Origin of the sequence: Olleya marilimosa CAM030 (assembly GCF_000518485.1) — a bacterium.
GTDB classification, from domain to species: Bacteria; Bacteroidota; Bacteroidia; order Flavobacteriales; family Flavobacteriaceae; genus Olleya; species Olleya marilimosa.
This window is the reverse complement of record NZ_JADR01000001.1, coordinates 199,778-220,974: the sequence shown is the minus strand read 5'-3', so window position 1 is coordinate 220,974 and position 21,197 is coordinate 199,778. Positions and strand designations below refer to the sequence as shown.

Annotated in this window: 19 protein-coding genes; 8 read left to right on the top strand and 11 right to left on the bottom strand. The window is 31.8% G+C overall.

Features of this window, described 5'->3' with window-relative positions:
* Positions 1 to 28 precede the first annotated feature (28 nt).
* From M890_RS0101100 to M890_RS0101080, 5 genes are all read left to right on the top strand, one after another.
* Positions 29 to 1,759: a phospho-sugar mutase gene (locus tag M890_RS0101100; protein WP_028281740.1), complete on the top strand. Its 1,731-nt coding sequence runs from the start codon at positions 29 to 31 to the stop codon at positions 1,757 to 1,759.
* Positions 1,760 to 3,589: an ABC transporter ATP-binding protein gene (locus M890_RS0101095; RefSeq protein WP_028281739.1), complete on the top strand. Its 1,830-nt coding sequence runs from the start codon at positions 1,760 to 1,762 to the stop codon at positions 3,587 to 3,589.
* A 274-nt stretch (positions 3,590 to 3,863) separates the two neighbouring features.
* A complete protein-coding gene (locus M890_RS0101090; protein ID WP_028281738.1) occupies positions 3,864 to 4,409 on the top strand; it encodes an RNA polymerase sigma factor in 546 nt (181 codons plus the stop codon).
* A 33-nt stretch (positions 4,410 to 4,442) separates the two neighbouring features.
* Positions 4,443 to 4,925 (top strand): hypothetical protein, encoded by a 483-nt coding sequence (locus tag M890_RS0101085; protein ID WP_028281737.1) that lies wholly within the window; start codon positions 4,443 to 4,445, stop codon positions 4,923 to 4,925.
* 11 nt (positions 4,926 to 4,936) lie between these two features.
* On the top strand, positions 4,937 to 5,377 hold the full coding sequence (locus M890_RS0101080) for a hypothetical protein (protein ID WP_028281736.1): 441 nt from the start codon (positions 4,937 to 4,939) through the stop codon (positions 5,375 to 5,377).
* Positions 5,378 to 5,506: 129 nt separating this feature from the next.
* Here the strand turns inward: M890_RS0101080 and M890_RS0101075 are convergent, their stop codons facing one another.
* From M890_RS0101075 to M890_RS0101025, 11 genes are all read right to left on the bottom strand, one after another.
* Positions 5,507 to 6,604: a WD40/YVTN/BNR-like repeat-containing protein gene (locus M890_RS0101075; RefSeq protein WP_028281735.1), complete on the bottom strand. Its 1,098-nt coding sequence runs from the start codon at positions 6,602 to 6,604 to the stop codon at positions 5,507 to 5,509.
* Positions 6,605 to 6,679: 75 nt separating this feature from the next.
* Positions 6,680 to 7,336, bottom strand: coding sequence for an SCO family protein (locus M890_RS0101070; protein WP_028281734.1), 657 nt, complete (start codon positions 7,334 to 7,336; stop codon positions 6,680 to 6,682).
* On the bottom strand, positions 7,323 to 7,778 hold the full coding sequence (locus tag M890_RS0101065) for a toxin-antitoxin system YwqK family antitoxin (protein WP_084553548.1): 456 nt from the start codon (positions 7,776 to 7,778) through the stop codon (positions 7,323 to 7,325). Before M890_RS0101065 ends, M890_RS0101070 begins: the two co-directional genes overlap by 14 nt.
* Before the next feature lie 142 nt (positions 7,779 to 7,920).
* Positions 7,921 to 8,754, bottom strand: coding sequence for a YHYH protein (locus M890_RS0101060; protein ID WP_028281732.1), 834 nt, complete (start codon positions 8,752 to 8,754; stop codon positions 7,921 to 7,923).
* A 73-nt stretch (positions 8,755 to 8,827) separates the two neighbouring features.
* A complete protein-coding gene (locus M890_RS16325) occupies positions 8,828 to 9,970 on the bottom strand; it encodes a YHYH protein (RefSeq protein ID WP_051437419.1) in 1,143 nt (380 codons plus the stop codon).
* Positions 9,971 to 9,991: 21 nt separating this feature from the next.
* Positions 9,992 to 10,519: an EF-hand domain-containing protein gene (locus tag M890_RS0101050; RefSeq protein WP_028281731.1), complete on the bottom strand. Its 528-nt coding sequence runs from the start codon at positions 10,517 to 10,519 to the stop codon at positions 9,992 to 9,994.
* Between the two features lie 167 nt (positions 10,520 to 10,686).
* Complete coding sequence (locus M890_RS0101045) at positions 10,687 to 12,123, bottom strand: CotH kinase family protein (RefSeq protein ID WP_028281730.1); 1,437 nt, start codon at positions 12,121 to 12,123, stop codon at positions 10,687 to 10,689.
* Positions 12,124 to 12,154: 31 nt separating this feature from the next.
* Positions 12,155 to 12,439, bottom strand: a complete 285-nt coding sequence (locus M890_RS0101040) for an EF-hand domain-containing protein (protein WP_028281729.1) — start codon at positions 12,437 to 12,439, stop codon at positions 12,155 to 12,157.
* Between the two features lie 132 nt (positions 12,440 to 12,571).
* Complete coding sequence (locus M890_RS0101035) at positions 12,572 to 13,033, bottom strand: Spy/CpxP family protein refolding chaperone (RefSeq protein ID WP_028281728.1); 462 nt, start codon at positions 13,031 to 13,033, stop codon at positions 12,572 to 12,574.
* Between the two features lie 2 nt (positions 13,034 to 13,035).
* The gene (locus tag M890_RS0101030; protein ID WP_028281727.1) at positions 13,036 to 13,350 is read right to left on the bottom strand and encodes a hypothetical protein; all 315 of its coding nucleotides are present in this window, start codon (positions 13,348 to 13,350) and stop codon (positions 13,036 to 13,038) included.
* Between the two features lie 35 nt (positions 13,351 to 13,385).
* Positions 13,386 to 13,964: an RNA polymerase sigma factor gene (locus tag M890_RS0101025; RefSeq protein ID WP_028281726.1), complete on the bottom strand. Its 579-nt coding sequence runs from the start codon at positions 13,962 to 13,964 to the stop codon at positions 13,386 to 13,388.
* Between the two features lie 169 nt (positions 13,965 to 14,133).
* Here M890_RS0101025 and M890_RS0101020 point away from each other — a divergent pair, with 169 nt between their 5' ends.
* The 3 genes from M890_RS0101020 to purL all read left to right on the top strand — a co-directional run bounded on the left by M890_RS0101020 (position 14,134) and on the right by purL (position 21,156).
* Positions 14,134 to 15,345 carry an RsmB/NOP family class I SAM-dependent RNA methyltransferase gene (locus tag M890_RS0101020; RefSeq protein WP_028281725.1) on the top strand — a complete coding sequence of 404 codons (1,212 nt, stop codon included), beginning with the start codon at positions 14,134 to 14,136 and terminating at the stop codon, positions 15,343 to 15,345.
* A gap of 124 nt (positions 15,346 to 15,469) precedes the next feature.
* Positions 15,470 to 17,293, top strand: a complete 1,824-nt coding sequence (locus M890_RS0101015; protein ID WP_028281724.1) for an endonuclease — start codon at positions 15,470 to 15,472, stop codon at positions 17,291 to 17,293.
* A 164-nt stretch (positions 17,294 to 17,457) separates the two neighbouring features.
* On the top strand, positions 17,458 to 21,156 hold the full coding sequence (purL, locus tag M890_RS0101010) for a phosphoribosylformylglycinamidine synthase (RefSeq protein WP_028281723.1): 3,699 nt from the start codon (positions 17,458 to 17,460) through the stop codon (positions 21,154 to 21,156).
* Positions 21,157 to 21,197: the final 41 nt, after the last annotated feature.

Here is a 21,197-nt window from a genome sequence, read left to right as displayed (position 1 = left end):
CTTATTTTTGCTTTTAATACAATAACCTATGAGACATATAGAACCAGAACTTTTAAACCGAGTAAACACTTGGTTGACACCAACTTTTGACCAAGACACACAAGACCATATAAAAAACCTAATCGCAACACAACCTAATGAGCTAAATGAAAGTTTTTATAAAGACTTAGAGTTTGGTACAGGAGGCATGCGTGGTGTAATGGGTATTGGTACAAACCGTATTAATAAATACACACTTGGTAAAAACACACAAGGTATTAGCAATTATATGCAAACCGTTTTTCCCGGAGAAGACCACAAAGTAGCTATAGCTTTTGATTGCAGACACAATAGTAAAAGTCTAGCAAAGGTCGTTGCAGATGTTTTTTCTGCAAATAATATAAAAGTCTATTTATTTGAAGACCTTCGTCCTACTCCAGAGTTATCTTTTGCCTTAAAACACCTTGGATGTCATTGTGGTATTGTATTAACAGCATCACATAATCCTCCAGAATATAATGGATACAAAGTATACTGGCAAGATGGTGGACAATTAGTACCACCACAAGATGCTCAAATAATTAATATTATTAACGCTTTAGATTATGCCGAAATTAAATTTGAAGCTAAGCCTGAATTAATAGAATATATTGGAAAAGAAGTTGATGATGTGTTTATAGATGCAGCTGTTAAAAACGGAAGCTTTAACACATCACAAGATGCCAAGGATAACCTAAATATAGTATTTACATCCTTACACGGAACTTCCATAACTAGCATACCAGAAACGTTTAAACGTGCAGGTTATAATAATGTACATATTGTTGAAGAACAACGTGAACCTAATGGCGATTTCCCTACAGTTAAATCACCAAACCCAGAAGAGCCAGAAGCATTAAAGATGGCTTTAGAATTAGCAGAAAAAGTGGATGGAGATATTGTAATAGGTACAGATCCTGATAGTGACAGAGTTGGTATTGCTGTAAGAGGTTTAGACAATAAAATGTTATTACTTAACGGAAATCAAACTATGGTCATGATGACCACCTTTTTGTTAGACCAATGGAAAAACAACAATAAAATTACCAACAATCAGTTTATAGGAAGCACAATCGTATCTACTCCAATGATGTCTGTACTAGCAAAAGCTTATAACGTTGAGTGCAAAATAGGACTAACTGGATTTAAATGGATCGCTAAAATGATTAAAGACTTTCCTAATCAAGAGTTTATTGGTGGTGGAGAAGAAAGTTTTGGATTTATGGTTGGAGATTTTGTACGCGATAAAGATGCAGTCACTTCTGCATTATTAGCTTGCGAAATTGCTGCTCAAGCTAAAGCTAAAGGCAGCTCTTTTTACAAAGAATTAATAAAACTATACACTCAACATGGTCTTTACAAAGAGCGCTTAATATCTATGACTAAAAAAGGTATTGAAGGCGCACAAGAAATCAAGCAAATGATGATTGACGCTAGAGAAAACCCTTTAACAATAGTCAATGGATCTAAAGTTGTAAGCATTGAAGATTACCTATTATCTGAATCAAAAAACACAATAGATAACACAACAAGTCCTATTGATGTTCCTAAATCAAACGTTTTAATTTATTATACTGAAGATGGTAGTAAAATAGCCTTAAGACCAAGTGGAACAGAGCCAAAAATTAAATTTTACATTAGCGTAAATACAACTTTAGACAATGTGTCAGAGTTTGAAACTACGGAACAACAATTGGAAGCAAAGATTGACGCTATCATTAAAGATATGCAACTAGATTAAATGAAAAAAATAATACATCAACTTTTACCATTTATAAAAAAATTTAAAAAACACGTCGTTTTTAACGTGTTTTTTAACTTATTATATGCCTTGTTTAGTGGGTTAGCATTTGTATCACTTATACCTATGCTAAACGTTTTATTTGGATCCACAACCATAGTAAAAAAAGCGCCAGTTTGGACTGGAATATCAGACATTAAAACCTATGGAGAACAACTTTTAAATTATAAAGTTAGTAGTTATCTAGAAAATGGCAACGCACAAATGGCTTTAGTCATCGTAATTGCATTAGTAATTTCAACATTTTTACTTAAAAATCTATTTGGGTATTTTGCCAACCAACATATTATGTATCTTAAAAATGGCGTATTAAACGACTTAAGAAAGGATATGTATAACAAAATAATAAACCTATCATTAAGTTTTTATTCTAAAAGACAAAAAGGAGATGTAATGGCAAGGATATTAGGAGATATAAACGAAATGCAAAACTCCTTTTTTATAGTTTTAGAGCTTATAGTTAGAGAGCCAGCAACAATATTAATTTCATTATATCTTATGTTTTCATTTACATGGAAACTAACGCTTTTTGTACTACTTTTTATTCCAATATCAGGATTTGCAATCTCTAGAATAGGGAAAAGCCTAAAAAGTAACTCATTAAAAGCACAACAGGAATCTGGAAAACTAATTTCTATTGTAGAAGAATCTTTAACAGGTTTAAAAATCGTTAAAGGCTATAATGCTGAAAATATTTTCTCTAATAATTTTACAAATTCATCTAATAGAATACTTAAACTATCTAATAAAATAGGACTTAAAAATAATCTTGCAGGACCTGTAAGTGAGGTGTTAGGTATCGCAACAATTGCTGTTCTATTATGGTATGGTGGACAACTTGTACTTGTAGAAAAAATAATTAAAGGTCCTGATTTTTTAGCTTTTATGCTGTTGGCTTACAACATTTTAACACCTGCTAAAGCGATAAGCAAAGCCTCTTACAAAGTAAAAAACGGAATGGCTGCTGCTGATCGTGTTTTTGAAATTTTACATGAAGATGACACCCTTGCGGACGTACCAAATGCAACCGTCTTAGAAGGCTTTAATAACCAATTAACTGTTGAGAATATCTCATTTAAATATGATGATGACTATGTACTTAAAAACTTTAGTCTTCAGGTTCCTAAAGGAAAAACAGTCGCATTAGTTGGACAATCTGGAAGCGGAAAAAGTACCATTGCTAATTTAGTTACTAGATTTTATGATATTAATAGCGGAAGCATTACTGTTGATGGTCACGATATTAAAAATGTTACCAAAAAATCGTTAAGAAGCTTAATGGGATTAGTAACCCAAGATTCTATTTTATTTAACGATACCATAAAAAACAACATCTTAATAGGTAAACCAGATGCAACAGATGACCAAATAATGGAAGCTTTAAAAATTGCTAATGCTTGGGAGTTTGTTAAAGAGTTACCACAAGGAATAGAAACTAACGTAGGTGATGCTGGAAACAATTTCTCTGGAGGTCAAAAACAAAGATTAAGTATTGCTAGAGCTGTACTTAAAAATCCTCCTATTATGATTTTGGATGAAGCAACCTCAGCTTTAGATACAGAAAGCGAGCGTTTAGTACAAGTTGCTTTAGAAAATATGATGAAAAATCGTACTTCAATTGTAATTGCACATAGATTATCTACAATTCAAAATGCAGATCATATTGTAGTGATGCAAAAAGGAGAAATTATTGAACAAGGTAATCATACAGAACTTTTAAATAAAAATGGAATGTATAAACGATTAGTCGAAATGCAAAGTTTTGAATAAACCCAACATATTTTAAATCAAAAAAGGATAAACAATGTTTATCCTTTTTTTTTGTGCATTGTTAGATTTGGGGCCAACAACAAAAGTAAATTTAACAACATAAAGCTAAAACAAAATATAAAATAAAACAAGCAAAACATGTATTTAAACAGAAAAATAAGTATTTCAACCGATTTAAAAATTTAATTACATGATATTCAACTATTTAAAAACATCGAAAAAATTTTAATAAAATAATTAAACTATTACTTTAAATTAGAGTCTAAATAATAATATGTCAGAAACCGAAACACTTTTAGTGCAGCAACTACAATCTGAGTCACAAAAAAATGCTGCTTTTAAAACACTAATCACGCTATATAAAGAGCGCTTGTATTGGCACATAAGACATATTGTAAAGTCTCATGATGATGCTGATGACGTATTACAAAATACATTTATTAAAGTTTTTAAAAACATCAATAAATTTAAAGGCGATAGTCAGTTATATTCTTGGTTATATAGAATTGCAACAAATGAAGCTTTAACGCATTTAAAAAGAAATGCCAAATTAAAAAATATTACTAATGAAGATGCTCAGGATTTAGCCATTAACAATTTACAATCTGATGTTTACTTTGAAGGAGAAGATATTCAAATTAAACTTCAAAAAGCAATAGCTACACTTCCTGAAAAACAACAATTAGTGTTTAACATGAAATATTTTCAAGATTTAAAATACAGCGAATTATCAGAAATACTTGACACCAGCGAAGGTGCATTAAAGGCATCTTACCATTTAGCTTCAAAAAAAATAGAAGCCTATTTAAAAGCACATTAAACCAATTACGTTTTTTTTAGTCTTATTAATACAATGAAAAAAGAAACCCTAAATACAATCAAGACCTCAGGCTTTAAATTGCCAAAGGATTACTTTGAAGGATTAGAAGATACCATTCTAGCACAAGCTGCTTTGGAATCACATTCTAAAACCTCTGGTTTTAATGTTCCTGATGGTTATTTTGAAACTTTAGAAAACAAAATCTTAACTAAATTAGATAAACCAGAACCTAAAGTATTTAACCTATTTAACAAAAAAACTATTGTATCGTTATCTAGTGTCGCTGCTGCTATAGTATTATTATTTAATATAAACCTTTTTAAATCAGCTCCTACATTAAACAGCTTAGATACAGAAACTGTAGAAAACTATATTATAAATGAAATTGAAATTAATGATCTTAATTTATTAATTAATGACTCGGAATTATCTCAAACAGATTTTATAGATTATAATTTAATAGACGTTGATGACTATATTGACGATATAGATTTAAACGACTTATACCAAGAATAAAACACATGACTATGAAAAAACATATTATAACATTATTAGTTTTAGTGTTTTCTTTTAGTGCAATTGCACAAAAAGAAAAAATAAAACAACACGAAAAACTTAAAGCTTTAAAAGTAGCACATATTACAGAGCAATTAGATTTTACTTCTAAAGAAGCTGAAGCTTTTTGGCCTATTTATAATGACTTTGAAGCACAAAAAAGTAAATTAAGAGACGCATCTGACATCAAACGTAAGGATATTGATGTTACAAAATTAACTAACAAAGAAGCTGAAACTTTAATTAAGGACATGCAAGATTTGGAAGACGCTAGAGTAAAAAGCTATAAAATTTACGTGGATAAACTTTCAAAAATAATTAGCTACAAAAAAATTGTACTACTCTTTAATGCAGAACGCTCCTTTAAAAGAAAAATGATTGAAGAATTTAGAGGAAGACATAAAAAAGATTAAAAAAAGAAGCCAATTGGCTTCTTTTTTTTACATTAAACTTAACTTATTTTGATTTTAAATTCTTTGATTGAATAATTATGAGATTCTGAAATAAATTCAGAATGACGCTATTTCTACTATTAAAAAAATCTATTTAAAGGTTAGTTTACTAATTTTCTTATTTCCTGCAGCATACGCAGTACTGTCGTTTAAAAAACGTAAAGTATAATATCCATCATCACTTAAATGCGTCCAAGTAGTACCAGCATCACTACTATAATCTATCCCTTTAAAACCTATAGCAACTAATTGTCTTGCATTACTATTTGGGACATACTGCACACAACTTCTGTAACCTGGACCAACTCCGTCAGCAACTACTTGCCAGGTTTTTCCACCATCTAAAGTTCTTATTTTATTAGCAACATTATTGTCCGCTTTAGTATAATCTCCTCCTACAGCAAATCCATTGTTTTCATCATAAAAATCAATACTATATATACCTGTAGTTTCTAAGCCTTGTATTATTGGTGTATCAAATACTTGCCACGTGTAACCTTTGTCTGGTGAATATAATATACGACTTGCCTTACCTCCTGTTGCAACCCATGTTTTATCACCTACCATTGCAATATTAGTATCACTTGCAGCAAAAGCAGCTTCACCGTCTTTAGCTTTTGGTAATACATCACAAGATAGTTTAGTCCATGTTTTTCCTTTATCTCTTGTAATAATAACACTTAAACAATCATCTGTTGGGTCTCCTATAGCGATACCTTCATTTTCGTTCCAAAACGCCATAGAATCATAAAATGCTTTTTCATGATTTTCTTGGTAAACCACAGTATTTTTATGCAAATCAACATCTAAATTAAAAACCAAAGCAGGCGAACCGATACTTAAACCAAACCCTTTATTATCCGCAATAGCCAATGCCCTAAAGTTTGGAGTAATTGTATCATGCTTTATTTGAATAGGTAATGCTTTTTTAATGGTATCAAATTCTGGCGCATCATTATTAAAATACATGCCAAATTTACCATCTGAAGTTAAGTAAGCTAGACCAACTGAATCAACAACCTCAATAGCTCTAACATTTAGGGTTTCATCTTCAATAAGCGTATCAATTGTAACTGAAGAAAATGTTTTTGCTTCAGGTTTAGATGCTACTTTATATTTTCCAACACCACAACTTCCTAATCCAATTATAAGCGAAATACCAAATATTAAATATATTATTTTTTTCATGATTGTTATTTTTTATAAAAATAGAAAAGCTCCACCATTACAGCGAAGCTTTTCAAAAAAAATAATCAACCAAAATTATTTGTCTTCAATCTCTAAGGTTTTTATATCTGCTATTAATTGTTGTACAGCAGTTTTATTTAATCCATTATAAATGCCTCGTATATGTTTGTTTTTATCAATTAATACAAAATTTTCGGTATGTAAAAAGTCATCATCTGTCTTTTTGTTTCCTAAATCTTCTTCAACAAAATAAGCTTGTCTTCCTAAATCATAAATTTGTTTTCTGTCTCCTGTAACTAAATGCCATTTATTAGTTATTACGCCTTTACCTTCTGCGTAATGTTTTAAAATTGATACAGAATCTTTAACTGGTGTTACGGAGTGTGATAATAATAAGACTTGATCATCATCTTTAAACGCGTCTTGCAATACAGACATGTTTTCTGTCATTTTTGGACAAATCCCAGGACATGATGTAAAAAAGAAATCTGTTACGTAAATTTTATTTTCAAACGTTTTTTGTGTGATTTGTTGTCCATCTTGATTTGTTAATGTAAACTCTGGTATTTTATGAAACGATTTTAAATCGGTTGTTTTACCTTCTAACCAATGAGGCGTAAAACTAGCATCGCTATAATAAGGTAAGGCATTTACCCTACTACTTTTAACTTCGGTTTTACCTTTACAGTTACATAATAATACTACTAAAAATAATAAGCTATAGTTTTTCATCTTGTACAATTTCTTCTTCTAATTGAAAACACAGGTTAGCACGTTTTAATCCAAAAATGCGACCATTTTTAGCTTGATAGTTATTATAAATTTTTCCGTTACGTCTCCAAGCTTGCTGCATACCTTCTTCTTTACCATTGACTAACGTCATTAGTTTAAATTTTTGTCCAGAGACATACCATTGTTTTTGAATACCATTAGCTTTTCCGTTTATATAATGTGACTCTGATCTTAAATTACCATTTGACCACCATGATTTTGACACACCATGTAATTGTCCATTGGCATAAAAAGCTTCAAAACTTAATGTGCCATCTTCAAACCATTTTTTAAAAACACCATTTTTAATTCCGTTTTTGTAATCAATAGCTTCAGCAATAGTGTTGTTATTATATTTTAAAATTGACGTCCCACTAAAAGGCTTATCTTGTAAGTAGACCAAACCAAAGTTTGGTTTTAAGACTAATTGTGACTTAGGGATATTAATAGTTATTATTTCCGCTTGAGCGTTATTAACTAGCGCTGTATTATTAGTCTGATTTTGACAGTTAAAAAAAAGTATTAAACTGAATAAAAAACAGTTTTTAAAGGATATTGCTTGGAGTACCTTGATAATCACCTGGAAATAAAATATAATATGCGTTTAAATATAATTCGTTTTGGATATGGTAATGGTACTCTGCTGTTGTTGTATGTTGCGTTGTACTTGTATGTCCTCCTGATGCATCCAAATCTGTAGGATATGTTCCTGTTGCATTACATTTACGACCATAAAGAAAAAAACCATCTGCAATAATACCAATTAACGCTTCGTCATCATTAGACCAAGCTTTAGGCTCTAAATGGTAGTGATAACTTTGTGGTCCTGTATGTGCTGCTGTATAATCTAGAGATCCTACTGCATTATCCAAAGGTACGTTTGGTCCTTCCTCATCATTATAAATTACAGATCCTGAAATTGAGATACCAATAGCACCTAATCCTGTTGCTGTACTGCTACTTGCTAATTGTGGATTTGCAGATACTGTTAAGGAGTATGATCCATTAAAATCGTCAATATTTCCTGGTGCCATTTGATCATAACTTGTTACTGTTGGCTCAACCCATAATGGATGGTCAGCGTTAGAAACTGTTGTAAAAGTTACACCTTGCGGACCTACTAAAGATCTTGAAACTGTATTGGACCAATAAGGTGACGTATGGTCAGGCAACCCATTAGTTTGAATTGTAACATTGGTACCATTTAATGTAATGGTGGTATTAGTTGCATTAAATTCTGAAAATGCATTATGCAATGTTGCTGCTGTTACATCTCCTTCTGTTGTTGTACCAGTATTTGCTGCGTCGTCATCACTACAGGATACAAATATTACACATATAGTTAATATTAAAATAGATGATTTAAATACGTTTTTCATTTTTGCGTTGTTGTTAGCGGATTATGTTCTTTTAGATGCGTGATATTTTAAAAACTTGCGGTCTTAGCAAAATTTATTTTTTTTCAACTTGAGTTTTTTTTCCGAGTGGTCTTTGACCTCTGTTATTTGAGACTTTTTGCAATTCTTCTTTAGTTAAAAACCCATCGTCATTAGCATCTATTTTAGTAAAATCTTCTTTTAAAGGTCCTTTAACTTCATTTTTTGACAATTTGCCATCCTTATTATCATCCATATGTTTAATAATCTGTGATGGTTCTGGACGTCCTTCTTGACCATTTTGTTGACCATTTGGAGGTCCTTGTTCTTGACTTTCTACTTCTCCCATAACACAACGACCAACGTAAGGAAATTCATTAGTTACTAAATACATATACTTACCATCTACAGTAATACCATTACACTCGTCCAAATCGCCATAACCAGCTACATACTCGTAATCTGAACCATACGTTCCGTCATGATGTCCTCCAACAGCAATATCCATATGTTGATGTGGATTATCATAAGTACAATCCTCACCTTCTCTGGTTCCGTCTAACAATTTAAAGCTAGGTTTATATTGTCCACTTTTAGAATAGTACATAGGAAATCCATCATGAGCAAAACCTATATGAACCAAATCTTGTCCTATATCAAATTTTGAAATTAGAGATGTTGGTGTACCATGATAGTGATAAGCTCCTGTAGGTTGTACGTGAGCATGATTAAAATCCAAACCTAAATCAATAACATCCTGAATAGCCTCTACACGATAATTTTCTCCTGTATCACAAACAACAACCTCTGCTGTTTGAGGTTCAAATTTTATACCGTTTAAAGCTATTCCTGGCTCTCTCATCCACTGTGCTTTTCCTGTATATTTAGGTGTCACCGGAAATTTATAGGTAATATTTTGAGCTGCTATAGTATTAGGATTTCCTTGATTAGGAAATGTACCTGTTTCGTGGTTTGGCAACGAATTAGTTACCATAACACGTATATCACCATTAACCGTAACCTTAGTTTTTGTACCATACGTAGTGTCTTCAAGCTCATAATTACCATAGTAATTATTTGTTGTTTTAAATGTGTGATCTGTATCATGCGAATGATTTTGTAATCCATCATGGCTATGTGTTGTTGTCTTTTTTTGACTATTACAACCAAACAACAGACCAAGCATTACAAGTACTAAAACTTTATATAGGCTTTTCATATTCTTTTTTTTGAAATTAAATCAATCTCTTTTTTTACGTTTGGGTTTATCATGTGTTTCATAAAACGCCTTTAACTCAGCTAAGTCTAATTCGCCATCACTATTAGTATCAATCTTACTAAAATTGTCCGATAATTCTATTTTATTTTTTGCAGCAACTTCTAATTCGTTTAAAGTTCCGTCTGCATTATCATCTACTTCTTTAATTATTTTATTTGCTGAAATCTTTTTAGGTTTTTTATCATCTAAAGACGCTTTCAATTCATCTAAATCTATGACTCCATCTTCGTTAGTATCAATAACATCAAAATCTTTAACAATTTTTCCTCTTTTATCATTAGCAGCTTCCTCTTTATCAATCACTTGATCTTTATTAGTGTCTAATTTTGAAAGAATTTCAGACGCATCTGGTGTGCCACCACGTTGCTGACCTCTTCCGCCTCCTCTTCCGCCTTGTCCACCTCCACCTGGAGGTCCTTGAGCAAAAACGCTAAAACATAATAGCATTGAAAAAATTGTAAGTCCTGTTTTTAATTGGTTATTTTTCATTTTAAATCCTGTTTATAAGCTTTAGATGATTTTTTTTATATAAAACTTGTTATTAAATATTTTTATGTTGAATGTGTTTCGTGTTAATTGTATATCGAGATAATAAAGGCCTCATAAGTTTTACATAATGAAGCCTTTAACTACTATCAACAAATTAATTATAATTTTTAATCTAAATAATCACTTACTGCAGCAGCACGTGAAGATACATGCGTATTTAATTGATTAACTGCATTTTGAAAATCTGATCCGTTTTCTAAAAAGCTATAACCAGCAACTTCTGATGTTGCATAAGGTTGTATTAACGCTGCATAATTTGTATAAAGAGATTGAATTGTGCTAACATTAAAAGCATTATCAACAACGTCTTGCACATAAGTATCATACTGTGATTTGTAAACCGAATCTTGATACAAATAACCTATTAATGGCCATTCTGCGCTATTTAATCCAGAAAAGTCCAATGGTAATGATCCTCCCATTTTTCCTGTTTGCAATGCTTCATTATTATCCCAAGGAATCCATGTTAGCTTGCTTGTATCAGGATTATTATATAAAAAATAATTATGAGTCATCCTTCCATAAGTATCCCAATTTTGGACTACTGTGTTTACTGCTAAGTATTTTAAAAACACATCAGTATCTAAAATAGCATCTAAGTTTGATCTCCAAGTTTCAGGGTCTGTTATTCTAGACTCATCGTTTACCACAGCTAAAAGGCTAGCAACATCATTAAAATCGCCTTCATCTTCGTTTGTTTTTTTAACATATTCACTTTCATTATAAGTTCCAAGAGCAAAACTAGCTGCATCACCATCTGGCTTATACAAGTTACCATCGTCATCAGAAAATTGTGTATCTAAAACCGTATCATCTACTTCCTCCACCATAGTATACACGCCAAAATATTGTGGTCCCTCACCATGATCTACATAAACTGTATAAAAAGCAGTGTGCGAAGCTACTAATCCTGCGTTTCTAAAAACATCTGTAGCTACTTTTTCGCGCAACATAGACTTGTCATCATAATTATTTTTAAGGCTTAATTTTTTAAAGCCATAAAAACGTTGGTTATCTATTTGCGGATAGTCATCTTCAAACTCGTCAAAATCTAATTTAAAAGACAATTTTAAAATCCCATTTTGCCAACTAGTTTGTAAGCTAGAATTACCTTTAAATCTAACACCTACACGATACCATTGTATACCATTATAATATACTTCGGCAGGTACAAAAATTGGATCTTCATCAGTTTCGGTTAAACCTCCTCCAGGTCCTCCTGCTCCAGAACCAAATGTACCGTATAGATTTGTCATATCATCTAACATGGCTTGCCAGCGTGCTTCTGTAATGACAATGTCTAGTCTTTTTACTGCGTTATCTTCAAAGACTTCGTCAAAATTTGGATCTGCATCCTTACTATGGGTTGCTGTTGTCCAATCTGTAGTTTCAAAATCTGTATCATCAATTACTACTGCAACCTCGTCTTCCTCAGTCGTTGTTATTACATCTTCATCATTGTTACAAGAACTAAAAGTTGTTAACGTTACACTAAATGCAATTACTATTAGTAACAGATTTAATTTACTATTTATGTACTTCATATCATTATGGTTTATTGGTTATTTTAGCTAACTATTTACGTTCTCTTTTTTTTGGTTTTGGAGCTTTTTTAAATTCTGCTTCAGTAATAAAACCATCTTCATCTGCGTCAATTTTATCAAAGTTGTCTTTTAAAGGTCCTTTAATTTCTGTTTTAGATAATTTACCATCTTCATCCTTATCCATTTCTTTTAATAATTGACTAAAAGTAGGTGGCTCCTTTTTATCTCTATCGTTAGATTGTGCATTGGTACTATTAACACTTAAAATTGTTAATCCAAAAACTAAAACTGCTTTACTTAATAAGTTACTTTTCATATCTAAAAATTTATTTGTTATGCCTATTTAGATGACTATTTATTAAATAACTTGTGTGTAAGTATGTTAAACAAAACACAAAAAAAAGACCCTCAATTTACTGAAGGTCTTTTTTAATTTTAGAAAAGCGTTTTACTCTGGTCTTCTAGGATGTTTTGGTCCTTGATTATCAAATCTTCGTGCTTTCTTTATAATTGATTTAAATTGTTCTTTTTGTTTATCATCACATAACTTGTAGATGCCTCGTAGCCTTTTAAACAATTCATTTTCTTTAATTATTGTTTTGTCTGCAATGTTTGCTATTAAATTGTCAATATCTTTTTGATTGACAGCTTTTGCTGTAATGTTAGTAAATAATTGATCTTTTAAAGACTTAATATCATCACCAACTGCACGCATAACATCATGGTGTTTAGTCTCTAAACTTTTAAATTGTGCTAATTGTTGGTCATTAAAATTTAATTCTGAAGCTATAAAATCTCCTGAAGCTTTAGGTCCATTCTGACCTGGACGTCCAATATAATTGAATAGAAAAAATCCATTCATTATAATTAAAACAATTAGTAACAGATATAAAACTGTATTTTTTTTCATAACTATAAATTAAATAATGAAGATTCTGATTCAGAGCTCAGTCCATAATCTGAGGCAAAACTAGAGATAGCTTCATTATATTTTGTGCTTTTTATTTGACGGATAGCATAAACGTTTACAATAACTACACAGACTAACGTTGCTAATTGTAATTGTGGTGTAAACCAACTCCAAGACTTAGAAATAGTTTGTTTTTCTGCAAACATTTTTTGCATAGTTTTATCTTTAAAAAAAGGAGACACTTGGACACTATTTAACGTATCTAAAGCATTTAATGTGCTATCTATTTTATCTTGAATATTTTTATTTGCGTTCATATTAATTTAGATGTAAAAGTTTTTAAAAACTTGCGTTACTCTTGATTTTTATAAAAATTTTCTAATGTTTTTTGTAAATTCTTTTTGGCTCTAAACAATAAAGATTCAATGGACCCAATGCTTCTATTAGTAATTTCGCTAATTTCTTTATAGCTTTTATCATCAATTTTATTTAATGTAAAAACTATACGTTGTGCTTCTGGCAATTTGTTAATAGCTAAAAATAAGACCTCACTGGTTTCCTTTTGTTCCAATACTAATCCTGGATGATTAATCTCTGTAAAGTAACTTGCTTTATCAAGATTATAATCATTTCCGGATAAGGATTGTAAAAATGCAAAACGTTTTTTAGCATTTTTTTTTCTAATAAACTCTAAACATTTATTAGTTGTAATCCTATATATCCATGTGGATAGTTTAGACTCTTGCTTAAATTTATCAATAGAATTAAAAACCTCTACAAAAACCTCCTGCGCAATATCCTCTGCATCTTCCCTATTTGGCACAAAAGATAAACAAGTCCCATACACTTTGTGCTGAAAATCCTCCAAAAGCTTACTATAAGACGCTCTGTTTTGTGCCTTAAGTTGGTGTATAAAATCTGTTTCTGTCAAAAATGCTATTTATTCCAGTTGTTAATACTTTAGATGCCATAGATTAAAAAAACTTGCGCATTTATTTAAAATTATTTTCTAAATAACAAATCTATAATATCTTAATGTTAAAAAGTAACACAAATTCGTGTTATTTACCGTAACTTTGCACGTTATTAAATACAAAAAAATGCGCTTACACAAAAATTTATGCTTTGCAACCGTTGATGGTTTATTATTAATCTTTAATGAAGGGCATTATGCAGATAAAGTTGTACAACAATTACTTAAACGTGATAAACGTTGGGGAAGTCGTGATAGAGGTTTTGTTGCCGAAACGACTTATGATATTGTACGATGGAAACGTCTTTATGCCGAAATAGCTGAAGTTAAAGAACCTTTTAACAGAGACGAAATTTGGCGTATGTTTGCTGTTTGGGCTACTTTAAAAGGAATTTCTCTTCCTGACTGGAAATATTTTGAAAACACACCTACAAGAAAAATTAAGGGACGTTTTGACGAATTTTCTAAAATTAGAAAAATTAAAGAATCTTTTCCTGATTGGATGGATGAGTTAGCTGCTAAAGCTTTAGGAGAAGATGTTTGGACTAAAGAAGCTGCTGCATTAAATGAGCAAGCAGATGTTATCCTAAGAGTAAACACACTTAAAACAACTAGAGAAAAACTTAAATCAGATTTATTTGATTTAGATATTGAAACTGAAGAGTTAGCTAAATACCCAAATGCTTTAAAATTAGCCGAACGTGGTAATGTTTTTACTACCGAAGCTTTTCAAAATGGTCATTTTGAAGTACAAGATGCCTCTTCACAATTAGTTGCAGAATATTTACAAGTAGAACCTGGAATGCGTGTTGTAGATACTTGCGCTGGTGCTGGTGGTAAAACATTACATCTTGCAAGTTTAATGGAAAATAAAGGCCAAATTATTGCTTTAGATATTTACGACAATAAATTAAAAGAATTAAAACGTCGTGCTAAACGAGCTGGAGCGCATAATATTGAGCCTAGACATATAGACTCTACTAAAGTTATTAAAAAACTTTATGATAAAGCAGATCGTGTATTAATAGATGCGCCATGTTCTGGATTAGGTGTTTTAAGAAGAAATCCAGATGCTAAATGGAAAATGCAACCTGAATTTATTGAAAAAATAAAAAAAACACAAACCGAAATCTTGAGTTCATATTCTAGAATGGTCAAATCTGGAGGAAAATTAGTATATGCTACATGTTCTATTTTACCATCAGAAAACCAAGATCAAGTATCCAAATTTTTAGCTTCAGAAAGCGGTAAAGAGTTTTCATTAGTTAAGGATAATAAAATTTTATCTCACCAAACTGGCTATGATGGATTTTACATGGCACTTTTAGAAAGAAAATAAACAATTATATTTCAACTTAAAAAAACGCATTTTAAAGATAACATTCTTTAAATCAATGATATTTAATTAAAAATAGCAGACATACATTTACTTTACTTATTGTATTACACTTTAAAATTTACCAATGAAACAATTTTACTTATTACTATCATTTTTAATAACTGCTTTTAGTTATGCGCAGTTAACACCTCCTACAGAGCTTCAAGCTTACTATAATGGTGTAGACTTTACTAAGACACAATTAGATTTATTTAATGACTTAGCTGTTGTTACTGCTGTTAACCATACCAATAGCTTAAGTTACACGCCAGGTATTTGGGAAGCTAGTAAAATGACTGATGAAGATACTGACAACAGTAATAACGTTAGATTATTTTACGGTTATAGCGACACAGATAACAATCACGTTACTGACAGAACAAGAAATAAAAACTTAAACGGTGGGAATAGTGGTACTGATTGGAATAGAGAACATGTGTTCCCTAACTCATTAGCAAATCCTAGTTTAGATAGTTCTGGTTCCTCAGGTCCACCTTATGCTGATGGTCATAACTTAAGACCATCGGACGTTCAAATGAATTCTAATCGTGGAAATAAAAAATTTGCAGCAGGATCCGGAAACGCAGGAAACACAAGTAGTGGTTCAAGCCTATGGTATCCAGGTGACGAATATAAAGGTGATGCAGCAAGAATTATAATGTACATGTACACAAGATACGGAAGCCAATGTCTTCCTACTTATGCTGTAAACGGAACCACTAATAGTATTGATCCAAATATGATTAACATATTATTAGACTGGAACGCTGAGGACCCTGTATCGTTAATTGAAGATAACAGAAATACATATCACGCTAATACTTCAAACACCTATGCACAAGGAAATCGTAATCCATTTATTGACAACCCTTATTTAGCAACAGTAATTTGGGGAGGAACACCTGCTGAAAACAGATGGGGAAGTCAACCACCAACAGACACACAAGCACCTTCTACTCCATTAAATTTAGTAGCTAACAATCCTACTGAAACCACTATAGACCTAACTTGGACTGCATCAACAGATGACACTGCAGTTACAACATATGATGTATACGTTGATGGAACTTATTACACAAATACTGGTTCTGATGCTACAACTTTTACTGTGACTGGTTTATCACCAGAGACTAGTTATACATTTACAATATTAGCTAAAGATGCTGCAGGAAATCAATCTAATTTAAGTGCAACAGCAACTGAAACTACATTAGCAGGAACACCAACCGACAACAATTGTCCTTCTGAAGATTTTGAAAATATACCAGCAAATCAAGGTTCATATGCAACAAGAGTTTGGACAGGAAATGATGGTATTACTGACGGTTGGACTGCAACAGACGCTAGAACTGACCAACAAATAAACTCTAGAGCAATTTGTATTAGAAACGGATCATTAACATCTCCTGCGCTTCCTGGAGGTATTGGTAGTTTAACAGTTACTACACAACTTACTTTTGGTGGATCTGCAGGAAATTTAGATGTTTTGGTAAATGGTACGTCTGTTGGAACTGTGCCATACACTGGAGACAATACAGTAGCAACTACAACCACAATAAACAATATTAATATTGTGGATAACATTACTGTCCAACTAGTAAATCTATCGTCAGGAAATAGAGTTAGAATTGATGATTTATCATGGACATGCTTTACGCTAAGCACTAAAGACTTTAACAAACAAGAAATCAAAATATATCCAAACCCTATTAAATCTAGCTTATTAACTATTGAGGTTAATGAAAACTCTAGCTTTGAAATCTATGATATTTTAGGTAAAAAGATTTTAAAAGGTAACGTGACTTCTAAAAACAATAAAGTTAGTCTATCCAGCTTAAGTAAAGGTGTCTACATTTTAAGACTACAAAACAACAACGGTAGTATTACTAAAAAACTGATTAAAGAATAAGTAGATCTTAATCCAAAATTTAAAAAGCGACTTAATTAAGTCGCTTTTTTTTGTTCAAAACCTCGTGAATAACTCTTAAATTAAGCAGTAATTATTATCAATAATTAGCCTTAAAAAACCTAAATTTGTGTCTTTATAAAAAACAACACTCAAACTAAAATATAATGATTCATTTCTTCGGAAACCAAAACAGTAACCTTTTTGCTGTTCAAGCAACAAAAGAATTATCAACGCAAACCATCTCTAAATTGATTTGGTTATTTGGCAACCAGCCAAAAATAGAACAAGCATCTTTAGATGCTTTTTTTGTTGGTCCTAGAGCTGCAATGATTACACCTTGGAGTACAAATGCAGTAGAAATTACTCAAAATATGGGTATTGAAGGCATTGTCAGAATTGAAGAATTTGAAGCTTGCCAAAAAGATTTTACAGGTTTTGACCCAATGATTTCAGAAAAATATAACGGATTAAACCAAGAGTCTTTCACTATAAATATCCAACCAGAACCAATATTAAATATTGAGGATATAGCCTCTTACAACCAAAAAGAAGGTTTAGCCTTAAATGACGAAGAAATTGAATATCTAGAAGGCGTTTCAAAAAAAATTGGTCGTCCATTAACAGATTCAGAAGTCTTTGGATTCTCTCAAGTCAACTCAGAACATTGTCGTCATAAAATATTTAATGGGACTTTTGTCATTGATGGTCAAGAAAAACCAACATCGCTTTTTAAGTTAATTAAAGAAACCTCAAAGCAACATCCAAACAGTATCGTTTCGGCTTATAAAGATAATGTTGCTTTTATAAAAGGTCCTAAAGTAGAGCAGTTTGCACCTAAACGTGCAGATGTTCCTGATTTCTATGTAAAAAAAGATTACGACTCTGTTATTTCGCTTAAAGCGGAAACACATAACTTTCCAACAACCGTAGAGCCATTTAATGGTGCTGCAACAGGATCTGGAGGAGAAATTAGAGACAGATTAGCTGGTGGAAAAGGATCATTACCATTAGCAGGAACTGCTGTTTATATGACGTCTTATTCTAGATTAGAAGAAAACAGACCATGGGAACAAGCTATGGATGCACGTCCTTGGTTATACCAAACACCAATGGATATTTTAATAAAAGCTAGTAATGGTGCATCAGACTTTGGTAACAAATTTGGACAACCCTTAATATGTGGTTCTGTCTTAACGTTTGAACACGACGAAGCAAAAAACACCATTATTAACGGTGAAAAAAGAACAAACAGAAAAATTGGTTACGACAAAGTAATCATGCAAGCTGGAGGTATTGGTTATGGAAAAGCAGATCAAGCATTAAAAGAAACACCTAAAAAAGGTGATAAAATAGTAATTTTAGGTGGTGAAAACTATCGTATAGGAATGGGTGGAGCTGCAGTATCCTCTGCAGATACAGGAGAGTTTGCTTCTGGTATAGAGCTTAATGCTGTGCAACGTTCCAACCCAGAAATGCAAAAACGTGCTGCCAATGCTGTACGTGGAATGGTAGAAAGCGACGAAAACTTTATAGTATCTATCCATGATCATGGTGCTGGTGGACATTTAAATTGTCTATCAGAATTAGTTGAAGATACAGGTGGAACTATTGATTTAGACGCCTTACCTGTTGGTGATCCAACACTTTCTGCTAAAGAAATTATTGGTAACGAATCTCAAGAACGAATGGGATTAGTTATTGCAGAAAAACATTTGGAACATTTAAACAGAATTGCAGAACGAGAACGTTCTCCTATTTATACTGTTGGTGACGTTACAGAAAACAATAGATTTACATTTAAATCTAAAACCAAAGGTGACACACCAATGGATTTAGCTTTAGAGGATATGTTTGGTAGTTCACCAAAAACAATAATGACAGATACCACAATGGACAGAAATTATGGTGGTATCTCTTATGACCCAAACTTATTTTACGATTACTTAGACCAAGTATTACAACTTGAAGCTGTAGCATGTAAAGATTGGTTAACAAATAAAGTGGACCGTTGTGTTGGTGGTAAAGTCGCTAAACAACAATGTGTTGGACCATTACAAATCCCGTTAAATAATGTGGGTGTAATGGCTTTAGATTATAATGGAAAAGAAGGAATCGCAACATCAATTGGACACGCTCCTATTTCTGGATTAATTGATCCTGTTGCTGGAAGCAGAAACAGTATTACAGAAGCATTAACCAATATAATTTGGGCACCTCTAAAAGATGGTCTACAATCTGTGTCGCTATCTGCAAACTGGATGTGGCCTTGTAAAAATGAAGGTGAAGATGCACGTTTATATGATGCTGTACAAGCTATTTCAGAATATGCAATTGACTTAGGAATCAATGTTCCTACAGGTAAAGATTCGCTATCAATGAAACAGAAGTATCCAAATGAAGAAGTAATTTCTCCTGGAACAGTTATAATTTCTGCAGCAGCAAACTGTAACAACATTAAAAATGTAATCGAGCCTGTTTTTAAAAAACAAGGAGGTGACATATATTATATAAACTTATCACAAGATGACTTTAAATTAGGAGGAAGTAGTTTTGCTCAAATTTTAAATAAAGTTGGTAATAATACTCCTAATACTAAAGACGCTAAGTACGTTAAAACAGTATTTAATACTATCCAAAAATTAATAAAGGATAATCAAATTATAGCTGGACATGATGTTGCTTCTGGCGGATTGATTACTACGTTATTAGAATTATGTTTTGCAGATGTTAATTTAGGTGCAGAGCTAGATATTACTGCTTTAAACCAAAAGGATTCTTGTAAAGTATTATTCTCTGAAAATTCTGGGATTGTTTTTCAATCTAAAGATGCTTCCATAGAAAAAACGCTTACAGATGCTAACATAGCTTTTCATAACATTGGTAAAGTAACTAATAGTGATACCCTAAGTGTTATAAACGGTATTGAAGTCTTTACCATGACTGTCTCTAGGTTACGAGACATGTGGTATAAAACGTCATTTTTATTAGACCAAAAACAAACTGCAAATGGACTTGCTAAAACACGTTTTGGCAACTATAAAAATCAAGCCTTACAATATAGCTTCCCTAAACATTTTACGGGAAAACTTCCAATTATTGACCAAAATAAACCAAGACCTAAAGCAGCAATTTTACGTGAAAAGGGAAGTAATTCTGAACGTGAAATGGCAAATGCAATGTATTTAGCTGGTTTTGATGTTAAGGATGTACACATGACAGATTTAATTTCTGGTCGCGAAACTTTAGAAGACATTCAGTTTTTAGGAGCTGTTGGAGGTTTCTCAAACAGTGATGTTTTAGGATCTGCCAAAGGTTGGGCTGGAGCAATAAAATATAATGAAAACGCTAATAAAGCCATAAATAACTTCTTTAAAAGAGAAGATACTTTATCCATTGGTATTTGCAATGGTTGTCAATTATTTATGGAATTAGAGTTGATTAATCCAGAACATGATGTGCATGGAAAAATGCTTCATAATGACTCTAAAAAACATGAAAGCGCATTTACTTCGGTAACAGTTCAAGACAATAACTCGGTAATGCTTTCAACATTAAAAGACACGACTTTAGGCGTTTGGATAAGTCATGGCGAAGGTAAATTTAATCTTCCTAAGTCAGAGCAAGAATATAACATCGTTGCAAAATATGGTTACGACAGTTATCCTGCAAATCCAAATGGATCAGATTTTAATACTGCAATGTTATGCGATAAAACTGGACGTCATTTAGTAATGATGCCTCATATAGAGCGTTCAACGTTTCAATGGAATTGGGCAAATTACCCAGAAAACAGACAAGATGAAGTATCACCTTGGTTAGAGGCTTTTACAAATGCTAAGCATTGGATTGAAAATAAAAAGTAAGATAATTCATATTTTTTTTTAATAAATTTCTTAGGTTTATG

Coding starts and splice junctions, on each gene's coding strand:
- M890_RS0101095 (WP_028281739.1), top strand. CDS start 1,760: ATGAAAAAAATAATACATCAACTTTTACCATTTATAAAAAAATTTAAA.
- M890_RS0101030 (WP_028281727.1), bottom strand. CDS start 13,350: ATGAACGCAAATAAAAATATTCAAGATAAAATAGATAGCACATTAAAT.
- M890_RS0101075 (WP_028281735.1), bottom strand. CDS start 6,604: ATGAAAAAAATAATATATTTAATATTTGGTATTTCGCTTATAATTGGA.
- M890_RS0101085 (WP_028281737.1), top strand. CDS start 4,443: ATGAAAAAAGAAACCCTAAATACAATCAAGACCTCAGGCTTTAAATTG.
- M890_RS0101090 (WP_028281738.1), top strand. CDS start 3,864: ATGTCAGAAACCGAAACACTTTTAGTGCAGCAACTACAATCTGAGTCA.
- M890_RS0101080 (WP_028281736.1), top strand. CDS start 4,937: ATGAAAAAACATATTATAACATTATTAGTTTTAGTGTTTTCTTTTAGT.
- M890_RS0101035 (WP_028281728.1), bottom strand. CDS start 13,033: ATGAAAAAAAATACAGTTTTATATCTGTTACTAATTGTTTTAATTATA.
- M890_RS0101015 (WP_028281724.1), top strand. CDS start 15,470: ATGAAACAATTTTACTTATTACTATCATTTTTAATAACTGCTTTTAGT.
- M890_RS0101020 (WP_028281725.1), top strand. CDS start 14,134: ATGCGCTTACACAAAAATTTATGCTTTGCAACCGTTGATGGTTTATTA.
- M890_RS0101050 (WP_028281731.1), bottom strand. CDS start 10,519: ATGAAAAATAACCAATTAAAAACAGGACTTACAATTTTTTCAATGCTA.
- M890_RS0101045 (WP_028281730.1), bottom strand. CDS start 12,123: ATGAAGTACATAAATAGTAAATTAAATCTGTTACTAATAGTAATTGCA.
- M890_RS16325 (WP_051437419.1), bottom strand. CDS start 9,970: ATGAAAAGCCTATATAAAGTTTTAGTACTTGTAATGCTTGGTCTGTTG.
- M890_RS0101070 (WP_028281734.1), bottom strand. CDS start 7,336: ATGAAAAACTATAGCTTATTATTTTTAGTAGTATTATTATGTAACTGT.
- purL (WP_028281723.1), top strand. CDS start 17,458: ATGATTCATTTCTTCGGAAACCAAAACAGTAACCTTTTTGCTGTTCAA.
- M890_RS0101100 (WP_028281740.1), top strand. CDS start 29: ATGAGACATATAGAACCAGAACTTTTAAACCGAGTAAACACTTGGTTG.
- M890_RS0101060 (WP_028281732.1), bottom strand. CDS start 8,754: ATGAAAAACGTATTTAAATCATCTATTTTAATATTAACTATATGTGTA.
- M890_RS0101040 (WP_028281729.1), bottom strand. CDS start 12,439: ATGAAAAGTAACTTATTAAGTAAAGCAGTTTTAGTTTTTGGATTAACA.